General features: G+C 69.7%; 10 protein-coding genes. 2 read left to right on the top strand and 8 right to left on the bottom strand.

Translation table 11 applies throughout. The features are described 5' to 3' along the window. Positions 1-2: 2 nt before the first annotated feature. From acpS to tilS, 6 genes are all read right to left on the bottom strand, one after another. Positions 3-380 (bottom strand): holo-ACP synthase, encoded by a 378-nt coding sequence (acpS, locus tag VFZ09_RS47605; RefSeq protein WP_329734490.1) that lies wholly within the window; start codon positions 378-380, stop codon positions 3-5. Positions 381-386: 6 nt separating this feature from the next. Then, positions 387-1,112, bottom strand: coding sequence for a pyridoxine 5'-phosphate synthase (locus VFZ09_RS47600; RefSeq protein ID WP_329734489.1), 726 nt, complete (start codon positions 1,110-1,112; stop codon positions 387-389). A gap of 84 nt (positions 1,113-1,196) precedes the next feature. Then, entirely contained in the window at positions 1,197-2,591 is a 1,395-nt protein-coding gene (gene glmM / locus VFZ09_RS47595) for a phosphoglucosamine mutase (RefSeq protein WP_329734488.1), read from the bottom strand. Positions 2,592-2,783: 192 nt separating this feature from the next. Beyond that, a complete protein-coding gene (gene folP, locus VFZ09_RS47590; protein ID WP_329734487.1) occupies positions 2,784-4,034 on the bottom strand; it encodes a dihydropteroate synthase in 1,251 nt (416 codons plus the stop codon). Positions 4,035-4,111: 77 nt separating this feature from the next. Further along, a complete protein-coding gene (ftsH, locus tag VFZ09_RS47585; protein ID WP_329734486.1) occupies positions 4,112-6,031 on the bottom strand; it encodes an ATP-dependent zinc metalloprotease FtsH in 1,920 nt (639 codons plus the stop codon). Between the two features lie 180 nt (positions 6,032-6,211). Continuing rightward, the gene (tilS, locus tag VFZ09_RS47580; protein WP_329734485.1) at positions 6,212-7,588 is read right to left on the bottom strand and encodes a tRNA lysidine(34) synthetase TilS; all 1,377 of its coding nucleotides are present in this window, start codon (positions 7,586-7,588) and stop codon (positions 6,212-6,214) included. Between the two features lie 454 nt (positions 7,589-8,042). Between tilS and VFZ09_RS47575 the strand changes: the two genes are divergently transcribed. Together VFZ09_RS47575 and VFZ09_RS47570 are read left to right on the top strand one after the other, a co-directional pair. After that, positions 8,043-8,255, top strand: coding sequence for a TIGR04563 family protein (locus VFZ09_RS47575; protein WP_002628981.1), 213 nt, complete (start codon positions 8,043-8,045; stop codon positions 8,253-8,255). 5 nt (positions 8,256-8,260) lie between these two features. Then, a complete protein-coding gene (locus VFZ09_RS47570; RefSeq protein ID WP_329734484.1) occupies positions 8,261-8,479 on the top strand; it encodes a TIGR04563 family protein in 219 nt (72 codons plus the stop codon). Between the two features lie 33 nt (positions 8,480-8,512). Here VFZ09_RS47570 and VFZ09_RS47565 read toward each other — a convergent pair whose 3' ends face one another. Beyond that, entirely contained in the window at positions 8,513-9,352 is an 840-nt protein-coding gene (locus tag VFZ09_RS47565; protein ID WP_329734483.1) for a 5'-nucleotidase, read from the bottom strand. Continuing rightward, entirely contained in the window at positions 9,352-12,192 is a 2,841-nt protein-coding gene (locus VFZ09_RS47560) for a TonB-dependent receptor plug domain-containing protein (RefSeq protein WP_329734482.1), read from the bottom strand. The genes VFZ09_RS47565 and VFZ09_RS47560 overlap by 1 nt, the downstream gene beginning before the upstream one ends. Between the last annotated feature and the right edge of the window lie 17 nt (positions 12,193-12,209).

Raw genomic sequence — 12,209 nt, 5'->3', positions numbered from 1 at the left:
GCTCAGCTCCTGTCTTGCAGAATCACCGTCGCGGCGGCGACTCCGGCGTCATGGGTGAGCGCGAGGAGGGCCTCCGCGCGCCGCTTCTCCATCTCCGCGAGCGCCACCCCCGACAGGCGGAACCGGGGCGGGCCGCCCTCGCGCACCACTTCCATGTCCTGCCAGGTGAGGCCCGGCGGGGCGCCCAGCGCCTTCACCAGGGCCTCCTTGGCGGCGAAACGGGCCGCGTAGGCACTCGCGGCATCCGCCCGCCCGCTGCACAGGGCCCGCTCGGCCTTCGTGTACACGCGCTCGAGGAAACGCTCGGCGCGCGGCCCCTCCAATATCCGCTGGATGCGCTCCACCGAGCAGATGTCCATCCCCAGGCCGAGGATTGCCATGGCGCCCTACCCCGGGTTGCGCATCAACTCGACCATCTCCCGCACCGCCCGCTCGAAGCCCACCAGCACCGCCCGGGCCACGAGGGAGTGCCCGATGTTCAGCTCGTCGATCTCCTCGATGCGAGCGATGGGCAACACGTTGTCGTAGTTGAGCCCGTGGCCCGCGGCCACGCTCATGCCCAGCCGCGCCGCCGCCTTCGCCGCGTCGACGATGCGGCTCAGCTCCCGCGCCCGCTCGCGCTCGTTGCGCGCCTCGCAGTAGCGCCCGGTGTGCAGCTCAATCCGGTCCGCGTTCACCTTGTGCGACGCGCGCACCTGGTCCAGGTCCGGATCGATGAACAGCGAGACGGTGATCTCCCCGTCCTTGAGGTTCTTGATGATCTTCGCGATGGGATCGCGCTGGCCGGCCACGTCGAGCCCGCCCTCGGTGGTGAGCTCCTCGCGCCGCTCGGGCACCAGGGTCACCACGTCCGGCTTGTGCTCGTAGGCGATCTTCACCATCTCCTGGGTGGCGGCCATCTCCAGGTTGAGCAGCGTCTGGACCGTCTCCCGGAGGATGCGCAGGTCGCGCTCCTGGATGTGGCGCCGGTCCTCGCGCAGGTGGATGGTGATCTGCCCGGCTCCGGCCAGCTCGGCCATGGCCGCGGCCGTCACCGGATCCGGATACGGGGTCCGCCGCGCCTGACGCAGCGTGGCCACGTGGTCCACATTCACACCCAATCGCTGTCCCATCTCGGCCGCTCCTCGCGCTTCAGGCCGGAACCTGGTCCGTTCCGGCCCGTGCGCGCCCTTCTATTGGCGGCCCGAGACCGGAAGTCAACCGTTCAGAGCCTTGGAGAGCGCCTCGGCGATCTCCCGGGCGTACTGCTCGTTGCGCGCGGCGTCGATGCCCTCGATGAGGACGCGGGCCTTGGGCTCGGTGCCGGAGAAGCGCACCAGCACCCGGCCGTCCTTGCCCAGCTTCTTCTCCACGTCCTGGATGGCCTTCATGACGGTGGGCAGCTCGCCCAGCTCGCGCTTCTGCTTGATCACCACGTTGACGAGCGTCTGCGGCACCGGCTGGAAGATGGAGGCCAGCTCGCTCACCGGCTTCTGCTGGCGGCACATGACGGCCAGGAGCTGGAGCGCGGCCAGGGTGCCATCACCCGTGGTGGTGTGGTCCGAGAAGATGAGGTGGCCGCTCTGCTCGCCACCGATGTTGTAGCCGTTCCTGCGCATCTCCTCGACGACGTAGCGGTCACCCACCTTGGTGCGGACCACCTTCACGCCCCAGCGCGCCACCGCCCGCTCCAGGCCGATGTTGCTCATCACCGTGGAGACGAGCGTCTTCTTCTTGAGCTCCTTGCGGGTGACGAGCTCGCCGGTGCAGATGGCCATGATGGCGTCGCCATCCACCACGTTGCCCTTCTCGTCCACGACGATGAGGCGGTCCGCGTCACCGTCCAGGGCGATGCCCAGGTGGGCCCCGTGCTTCACCACCGCGCGCGACAGGTTCTCCGGGTGGAGCGCGCCGCACTTGTGGTTGATGTTCTTGCCGTCCGGCTGCACGCCCAGGGCAATCACCTTGGCGCCCAGCTCCTCGAGCACCGCGGGCGCCGTCTTGTAGGCGGCGCCGTTGGCGCAGTCGACGACGATGGTCATCCCCTCCAGCGTCAGCTCGCGGGGGAAGCACGTCTTGAGGAAGACGATGTAGCGGCCGCGCGCGTCCTCCAGGCGGAAGGCCCGGCCGATCTTCGTCGCGGTGGGGCGGATGGAGTCGATGGTGCCGCTGGCCACCAGCTCTTCAATCTTGGCCTCCGTCTCGTCCGGCAGCTTGAAGCCGTCACGCCAGAAGAACTTGATGCCGTTGTCCTGGTACGGGTTGTGGGAGGCGGAGATGACGGCGCCCGCGTCCGCCCGCATGGAGGTGGTGAGGTTGGCGATGCCCGGGGTGGGCAGCGGACCCACCAGGTCCACATCCACGCCCATGGAGATGAGGCCGGCGGCGAGCGCCTGCTCCAGCATGTAACCAGAAAGGCGCGTGTCCTTGCCGATGATGACGCGGTGCCGGTGGGGCCCGTTGCGGATGAGATGCGCGAGCGCACGGCCCAGCTGCATCGCGACTTCCGCGGTCATCGGGTAGACGTTGGCGACGCCCCGGACACCGTCCGTGCCGAAAAGCCGCTGCGAGGCCCGCTCTTCCTTGGGGGGCATGTTCATCCTGTAGGCCATAGTGTGCCGCTCCACCTTTCCCTGTGCCGTCCATGAGGCCGGACCGCCGACGCCGAGGGCTTATACCCCGCCCTCCACAGCGCCCGAAGCTAGGGAGTAGAAGCCCCCTGGACAAGCTTGCGGCCAATCAGGCCGCCCCACCCCGTGGTGGGTCGGGCCGGTTCATACATCCTCCCTGAGGGAGAATCTCCCTCAACCGCCCACCTTTCCCGGCTGGTAGAGGGCACCACCGTCGAGGGCCGTACGCAGGGCGTCGGCGACCGCGAGGGCGTCCTTCACCTCGGCCACGTCGTGCACGCGCACGAAGTCCGCGTTCCCCACCGCCGCCATGGCCGCCACCGAGCCGAGCGTCGCGGCCAGGCGCTCGTCCGCCGGCTTGCCCCCGGCGAGCTTCCCGAGGAAGGACTTGCGGCTGGTGCCCACCAGCAGCGGCAGCCCCAGCACGCGCAGCTCGTCCAGCCGCCGCAGCAGGAAGAGGTTGTGCCCGAGTGTCTTGCCGAAGCCGATGCCCGGGTCCACCAGCACACGTTCGCGCGGCACACCGGCCGCCACGGCCCGCGCCACGCCCTCCTCCAGGAAGGCCAGCACCTCGTCCACCACGTCCTCGTAGTGCGGGTCCTTCTGCATCGTCTGGGGCGTGCCCTGGATGTGCATCAGGCAACAGGCCGCGCCCGCCTCGGCCGTCACGCGGGACAGCTCGGGATCGAAATGGAAGCCGCTGATGTCGTTGACGAGCACCGCGCCGGCCTTCAGCGCCGCGCGGGCCACGGCCGCCTTGGTGGTGTCCACGGACAGGGGCACGTCCGTGCGGGCCCGCAGCCCCTCGAGCACGGGGACGATGCGGGCCACCTCCTCCTCGGCCGACACGGGCGGCGAGCCGGGCCGGGTGGACTCCCCGCCCACGTCCAGCACATCCGCCCCCGCCTCGGCGAGCCGCAGCCCGTGGGCCACGGCGGCCTCGGTGCCGAAGTAGCGCCCGCCGTCCGAGAAGCTGTCCGGCGTCACGTTCACCACGCCCATGACGTAGGTGCGCGCCCCGAAGGTGAAGGTCCGCGAGCCCAGCACCAGCGGGGCCGGTGGCACCGAGGACTCCAGCACACGCGTCAGCTCCTCGGCCAGTCCGGCCAGCTCCGGCCGCTCCTTCGCCGCGGCCACCACGCGCTCGAACTGCTCCTTGCGTCCGGAGAGCAGCCCCGTGCCGGGCCGCACGCGCAGATCTCCCGCCACCCAGGAGGGGTACTCCTCGCGCCCGGGAGCCTCGGAGGCGGAGAAGAGCCCGGCGAGGAAACGGCCCTGCTCGCGCTCCAGGCCGGTGAGCAACACGTGCAGCGCGGGCAGCTTCTCCAGCAGGTACTCGCGGGCGGGCGTGGGCAGCCCCATGCGCAGGAAGGCGGGCTCGAGGTCGGCGGGGCGATCGACGCGGACGGGGCGGGCACGAATCATGGCGGGCTCGGAATGTAGAAGGGCCCTCCCCACGTGAGTGGAGAGGGCCCGGGTTCTACACGGAAGCGGAGCTCAGGCTACGCCTTGTTCGGCTCCATGTTGGGGAGCCCCTCGAGCGCGTCGAGGATCTTCCGCTTGTCCTTCTTCTCGGTGGACTTCGTGGGCGGCGCCACGACGCGAGGAGGCGGACGCTCGCGGGTCAGCTGCCCGCCCTGGAGGAGGATGTTCACATCCTCGGCATCCAGCGTCTCGTACTCCACCAGCGCATCGGCCACGCGCTTGAGGCCCTCGAGGTGCTCGGTCAGCAGCCGCTTGCCGGTCTCGTAGCAGCCGATGACGATGCTGCGCACCTCGGCGTCGATCTGCCGCGCCGTGTCCTCGGAGTAGTCCTTGGCCGAGTTGAAGTCACGGCCCAGGAACACCTCACCGTCGCTCTTGCCGAAGGACAGCGGGCCCATCTTCTCGCTCATGCCCCAGCGGCACACCATGGCGCGCGCCGTCTCGGTCGCCCGCTCGATGTCGTTGGAGGCACCGGAGCTCATCTCGTTGAAGATCAGCTCCTCGGCGATGCGGCCACCCATGGCCATGGTGATCTGATCGAGGATCTGCTTCTTGTACCCGTTGACCTTGTCCTCGAGGGGCAGGCTCCAGGTGAGACCCAGGGCCTGGCCGCGCGGGATGATGGTGACCTTGTGGAGGGGATCGCAGCCGGGCAGCAGCTTGGCGATCAGCGCGTGGCCCGCCTCGTGGACGGCCGTGTTGCGCTTCTCCTTCTCGGTCATGATCATGGACTTGCGCTCGGGGCCCATGAAGACCTTGTCCTTGGCCTGCTCGAAGTCGCTGAGGTCCACGCGCTCCTTGTTCTGGCGGGCGGCCATCAGGGCGGACTCGTTGACCAGGTTCTCCAGGTCCGCGCCCGTCATGCCCGGCGTACCGCGGGCGATGACCTCGAGCTCCACCTCGGGAGCCAGCGGCACGCGGCGGGTGTGCACCTTCAGCACGCCCAGGCGGCCCTTCAGGTCGGGACGCGGCACCACGATCCGCCGGTCGAAGCGGCCCGGGCGCTGGAGCGCGGGATCCAACACGTCCGGACGGTTGGTGGCGGCGATGAGGATGACGCCCTCGTTGGACTCGAAGCCGTCCATCTCCACCAGGAGCTGGTTGAGCGTCTGCTCGCGCTCGTCGTGACCACCGCCGAGGCCCGCGCCACGGTGACGGCCCACGGCGTCGATCTCGTCGATGAAGATGATGCAGGGGGCGTTCTTCTTGCCCTGCTCGAAGAGGTCGCGCACGCGGCTGGCGCCCACGCCCACGAACATCTCCACGAAGTCCGAGCCGGAGATGGAGAAGAACGGAACACCGGCCTCACCGGCCACCGCGCGGGCCAGCAGCGTCTTGCCCGTACCCGGAGGGCCCATCATCAGCACGCCCTTGGGGATGCGGCCGCCGAGCTTGGTGAACTTCTTGGGATCCTTGAGGAACGCGACGATCTCCTCCAGCTCCTCCTTGCACTCGTCGGCGCCGGCCACGTCCGCGAACGTGATCTTGTTGTGGCTCTCGTTGAGGAGCCGCGCCTTGGACTTGCCGAAGGTCATCGCCTTGCCGCTGCCACCCTGCAGCTGGCGCATGAAGAAGATGAAGAAGAGGAACAGGAAGACGACGGGCATCCACTGGCCCAGAATCGTGAGCCAGAGGCTGTTCTGCTCCTCCCGCTCGTACTTCACGTCCACGCCGTTCTTGCGCAGCTGCTCGAGCACGGCGGCATCCGGCGCGGGGCCGGTGGTGCGGAACTTCTCATCCGTTCCGGCGTACACACCCTGGTAGGTGTTCCCCTTCACCGAGACGGCGCGAACCTTGTTGGCCTCCACGTGGGCCAGGAACTGGGTGAAGGTCGGTTCCTGTACCTGGTCGCCGCCCGTGGAGAAGAAGTTGTAGAAGGCGACGAAGAGGACGATCAGGATGACCCAAAGGCCGATGGTCTTGTAAGTCGAACGCACGTGTCAGCTGCCCTTTCGGAGCTCGGCGGTATGAGGGCACGGCCGAAAAATGCCCAGCAGTTTCGACCGTTTGTCACGACACCGGGCGTGTTGCCCGTTTATCTGACGGTATCAGCAACAGCAAAAACGCCTCAACTATTTTGGGGGTTCCATCCCCCACCTCCCCCGCAGTGGTCCACTCTATAACGGAGGGAGACCGGGCACGCTCGTGACCGGTGCTGAGGCCCACAGAAAGAGGCGTACAGCCGCCTCGGACGTGGAATTCCAGACGCTCGGCACCCAGAGCACCGTCTGCTCGGCGTCCGTCACCACCGGGAGCAGGTCGCGGCGCTCGGCGGGAACGCGCCGGTCCACCAGCACGTCCTGCAGCTTGCGCGAGCCCGCGGGCCCCCTCACCCGGTCTCCCGGCCTGCGCGTGCGCACCGTGAGGGGCCACCGGAGTCCCTCGGGAAGGGGCAGGCCGAGCGTGCCCGGAGGAGGCGGCACCGTCGCCACGGAGAAGGTCCACCCCGTGCCCGGCTGCACTCCAGAGGCCCCCTCCCCCGCCAGCACCAGGACCGGGGGCGGCTCGGAGGGGCCAGGAGCCTCGCGGCGCACGCAGCGCACGCGCCCGCCCGCAGTCCTCAACTGGAGGCCCCCGCGAGCCTGTCCACCCCCGAGCGTCACGGCCCGGCCCGTCTCCACGGCCCTCAGCACCCGCGCCAGCGAGGCCTCATCCACCTCCGCGCCGGCCTCGGCCAGCAGGCGTGCGAGCACCCGTCGGCGCAGGGGCGGCTCCAGGGCGCGCACCCCCACCGCGTCCAGGCTCCCGTCCGGGAGCGAGAGCCGGCCCCAGGCCCCGTCCGCCAGCCCGCTCAGCAGGGCCTCGTCCTCGGCGGCCAGCCGGGCGAAGGCCGCCAGCCGGGGCGCCACCGGGAAGCCCGCGGCGCGAGCGAGCACCGGCAGCACCTCGTGCCGGATGCGGGTCCGGAAGAAGGCCGGGTCCTTGTTCATCGGGTCCGTCACGAAGGAGACCCCCTCCCTGGCCAGGAAGGCCTCCACCTCCTCGCGCGTGCGCTCGAGGAGCGGCCGGACGAGGAAGCGCCGCGCCCGATGGATGCCCGCCGCCCCCCTCAGCGCGGTGCCCCGGACGAGCCGCATGAGGAGCGTCTCCGCCTGGTCCGAGGCCGTGTGCGCCGTGGCCACCACCTGGAGGCCCCGCTCGCGCCGCAGCGTCTCGAGGGCCGCGTACCGCGCCTCGCGGGCCCGCGCCTCCACGCCGGAACCCGGAGACACCTGCAACGGGATGACATGACAGGGCATCTCCCATCGGGCGGCCAGCCCGGCGACCGCCCGCACCTCCGCCTGGGCCTCCGGTCTCAGTCCATGGTCGAGCGTGGCCACTTCCACCCGAAGTGCGAGCGACTCACGCACCCGGGCCGTGCCCACGAGGAGCGCCGTGGAGTCCGCCCCTCCGGACACGGCCAGCAGCACGGAGCCGCCCTCCAGCCCGAGCTGCCGGTAGGACTCCCGTAGGGCCGTCGAAAACAGGACGCTGGCGTCGGCAGTGGAGGGCATTGAACAGGGGAAGGAATCAGAATCGAGCGAGTCCGGTTACACCGGATGCAGCCGGTTGAAGGGGCTGAAGACGATTCTTATGATCGTCACGAAGGTCGCGAGGGACGGGCGGGTCGGGGAAAAGAGGGAGAGGGGAATGGTTCGCGCGACGCAAGATGTTTTGAACGTGAATTTTCGACGGAGTTGGGCCTAGGGGTCCCCCCCCTCCCCCTCTGGGCCCACGGGGCCGCCGGGATCAGTCCTGGCGGTCCTTCTTTCCGGAGCGCCCCGGGTTCTTCCATCACTGGAAGGATCCGGGGCGTTCCCTTTTGCGGGTATTTTTCCCCTGACGGATGCCTGTACGACTGCATACGGTACGGGAGCACTCCGAAACCGTTGACCCGTCAGGGCGTCTGTCGGATAACGGCTCCGGTGTGTTCAGGTCGTCACCTCGTATCCGTTGCGGAGAGCCAGGATGGCAGGCACCGACAAGCGTAAGCAGTCCCTCTACTTCCCCGAGGAGATGCTCAAGGAGATCCAGGAGGAAGCCAATCGCCAGGATCGCTCGCTCTCGTGGGTGGTGCAGCAGGCCTGGAAGATCGCTCGAGACCGTATCAAGTCGTTCCCGGCGGTGAACGACGTGACGGGTGACGAGCGTCAGGACCCTCGTGAAGAAGGGAGGTCCTGAGCTTCATGGCAGCCACCGATCATCGTAAACAGAGTCTCTACTTCCCCGAGGACATGCTGGACGAAATCCAGCGTGAGGCGACGCGGCAGGATCGCTCGCTCTCGTGGATCGTCCAGCAGGCGTGGAAGGTGGCCCGCGCCGAGCTGCGCAAGATGCCGTCGCCCAACGACGTCTTCGGCCCCACGCCGAACCCGCCGAACGGTCCGGAGACCCCGGAGTCCTGAAGTCTGAAGTGAAGTCGCCCCGAGCCCCCGGCCCTACCGCACCCCGGGCCTGGCGGGCCGGGCACAGTTCTCGAAGAGGATGCGGCCAGCCTCCCGAAGCGCCCGGTTCTCGGTCGAATGATTCGACCGCATGTGGGCCTCGGTGAGGTTGGCATCCGTGGCCTTCCCCTCCGCCGTGCTCGCCGTGACGGGATTGCGCGACAGGTCCGTGGCCGCGTCCTTGAAGATGGTGCCGTAGCCGTCCCCGCCCCCGAGCAGGAAGTCGGGCATGGCCACCCGGTAGACGATGGATGGATCCGCGCGGGCCGGCAGCGGCACCGTGCGCGCGTTCACCTGCAGCCCCACCACGCGCGAGCCCACCGGGCGCGAGCAGTCCAGGCGCACCGTGGTGCCCTCGGACACATGCAGGAAGGCACCCGAGGGAAAGAGGATGGGCTGGCCCTCCAGGTACAGCCCCGCCGCCGCGTGCTCGAACATGTCCACCAGCTGCTGCTCGGTGAGGTTCACCGTCACCACGGCGTTCTCGAAGAGGAGCACCTCGTGCAGCAGGCCATTCTTGAGCGGGCCCTTGGGGATGACGGTGCGGGTGACGCACAGGCCCTCGGCGCGCAGCGAGCCCCCGTTGATGATGCCCAGCTCCGCGGGCGCCTTGGAGCCGTCCTCGGCATGCCGGAAGGCATCCGCGGCCAGCTGCCCGAGCGCGTTGTTGTCGTGGCGGGCATAGGGCCTGTCGAGGAACACGTCCTCGGCGAGGTAGCCGACGGTGGACTCGGGATCGGCCACCAGCGGCTGGCACTGATCGTTGTACTGCAGGCAGCCGGGCCCCGGAGCGAGGGCCACGGCCAGCAGGACGGCGGTGAGCGAGCGGGACATCAGTTGCGGGCCCTCAGGGTGAGGAAGGCGGAGACGCCCTCGCGCGGAATCAGGCCGGGCATGCGGTCCGGCCGGGGGACGTCGTCGCGCAGGTCCGAGTCGAAGACGTTCTGCACCACCACGGCCAGCTCGAAGTGGTCGCCGATGGGCTCGGTGCGCACCTGCGCGGTGATGAGGCCGTAGGCGGGAATCTTGTAGCGGCGGATGAGCTCCAGCACGGAGCGCGTGTTGTTGCGCCGCTCGGCGCCCGCACGCACCACCACGTCGAAGTTGATGAAGTCGCCAATGGGCATGGACACGCCCGCGTTGAAGCGCGCCTGGGGCGTGTCGGTGAGGAAGCGGTGGTTGGCGGGCAGCCCCTGGTCCTCGGCGCGGAAGAGGCTCGCGTTGATCCACGTGGTGGCGCGCTTGGAGGCCTCCAGCCGGGCCTCGCCCTCCACACCGTAGACGAGCACGCCCAGCTCGCGGTTGCGCACCGGGACGATGTTGCCCGAGGTGTCCACCGCCGCGATGGGGTTGGAGAAGCTCTCCAGGAAGGCGTTGGCGCGGATGCGCACGCGCGACTCGCCGGACACCTGGATGAGGTCCGCGCCCGCCTCCAGCGTGTTCACCACCGCGGGCAGCAGGGCCGGGTTCCCCTCGAAGCGGCCCTGGTTGTAGTAGGTGTTGGGGATCGTCTCCAGCAGCTCCTGGAGCGTGGGCGGACGGAAGGCGCGGCCGTAGAGCAGCTTGAGGACGAGCGAGTCCGTGGGCGAGAAGACGAGCCCCACGCGCGGGTTGACGCTCGGCACCAGCTGCGTCCCGGTGATGGCGTTGGCGTTGTCCACCGAGGGCAGCTGGGTGACGTCCGCGCGCACCCCGAAGGTGAGCGTGAGCGGCTCCACCACCGTCCACTGGTCCTGCGCGAAGGCGCTGAAGGTCAGGCGCCTCGACGCCGCGCCATCCGCCAGCGTCAGCATGTCCACCACCCCCTCGGGCGTGGTCAGCGCGGGCCGGCGCCGGCTGTCGAGCGTGTAGTTGGTCTCGTAGCCGTAGGCGCCCAGCATCTGCAGCTCGGCCCCGGCGCCCAGCGACAGGCGGTTGCCCTCGAAGAGCGACACGTCCGAGTCCACGCTGGTGCCCAGCGAGCGCACGGTGACGCGCGTCTGCTCCAACATGCCGTCGGGGAAGAGCTGGTTGTCATCCGGGCCGGTGCGGAAGCCGTCCGGGCCGATCTGGAAGAGCCGATCCGTGCTCTGCTGGTCGCCGTAGAGGCGCGCGCGCAGGCGCACCCGGTCGTTCAGCTCGTGCTCGTAGGTGATGTCCCCGAGGAACACCTGCCACCCCAGGCGCGAGCCCGGCCCCACCGTGTCGAAGAGGCCCACCAGGGCGGAGCGCTCCTCGGAGAGCAGCCGCGCGGACACCTGGAGGTGGCTCTCGGACGACAGCTCGTAGCCGAACCCCAGCCCCAGGTTGAGCAGGAAGCGGTCGTCCTGGGTGGTGCCGGAAGGCTCCAACGGCTCGCGCAGCTTCTGGGCGAGCGTGTCCGCGCTCAGCGCGTCCGTCTCGATGGGCGCCGAGTCCCCCACCTGGTGCCAGACGTCCGCGTCGCCGAAGAGCTTGAGGCGGCCAAAGGAATGGGCCCCGGAGAGGTGGCCATCGAAGGTGGTGGCGAGCCGGTCGTCGAGCTTGGGAAAGCCACCGCCGGACACGGCCGCGAGCAGGCCCTCGGAGCGCTGGGTGACGATGTTCACCACGCCCAGGAAGGCGCCCGCACCGTAGAGCGCCGAGCCGGGGCCACGGATGACCTCGATGCGCTCCAGGTTCTCCACCGGCAGGTTCATCAGGGCCTTGCCGTCGAAGAAGTTGTTGAGGCGCTGGCCATTGAGGAGGAAGAGCACCTCGGCGTCGTTGCGCAGGCCACGGATGGCGACGCGGTGGAAGCCCTGCACGTCCCGGCTGAGGGTGAGGCCGGGCATCACGTCCAGCACGTCCGCCACCGTGCGCGCCCCCAGCGCGCGGATCTGCTCGCGCCCGAAGGAGGCGGCGATTGCGGGCACCTTCTTCACCTTCTCCTCGTGCCGGGTGGCCAGCGCCAGCGTGTCCTCGGCGGTGTAGAGCGCGAGGTCCTCCTCCAGCTCCGAGCGCTCCGGCTCGGGCTGCTCGGACTCGGTGGAGCGCGCGGGCCGCACGGCGGACGGGCGGGACGCGGTGCTGCCCGGGTCCGGAGGCAGCTCGGCCGTCAGGGCCTCCATGGCGTCATCGGAGCCGGATGCCTTCCGGACGGGCTCGGGCTTGCGCTCGGCCTTCGGGGTGGGCTCCGCCTTGGGGGCGGGTTCCGCCTTCACGGTGGGCTCGCTCCTGCGGCCCGTGCGCTCGTTCCGGGAGGGCGGCTCTGCCCTGGGGGCGGGCTCGGGCTCGACGGTGCGGGGCTCGGCGGTGCGGCTGGAGATCGGCGTGCGCGTGGAGGTCACCTGGCCCACGACGACGACACGGGCCGGGCGCGTGGCGCTCTTGAAGAGGGGCACCCGCTCCCCACTGGGAGTGAATCCCTCCACGTAGTACTCGACGCCGGGCGGGGTCAGGCTCGAGGCCGGGATGATGCCCCGGTAGAGGTCGCCGTACTGCAACTCCAGGGGCGTCTCGGAGTAGGGCTCGCCGGGGCCGCGGTAGCGGATGACCATGCGCATGATGCGCTGCGTCCCGGTGAGCACGCCGTCGACCACGAGCGCCACGCCGGGCGCGGCCTGCTCGGGCGCGTTGTGCAACAGCGTCGCCTGCTCCTGGGCGAGCACGGGCAACGCCGTGAGGAACACGAGCGCGAGGAGGAAGGGGCGTGATCTCGTAAGTACGGACTTCACGGTCAACCCGGATCGTC

The organism is Archangium sp. (assembly GCF_036277355.1).
In the GTDB taxonomy this organism is placed as follows: domain Bacteria; phylum Myxococcota; class Myxococcia; order Myxococcales; family Myxococcaceae; genus Archangium.
The sequence above is the reverse complement of the archived record's forward strand: the minus strand, read 5'-3'. Positions and strand labels throughout refer to the sequence as shown.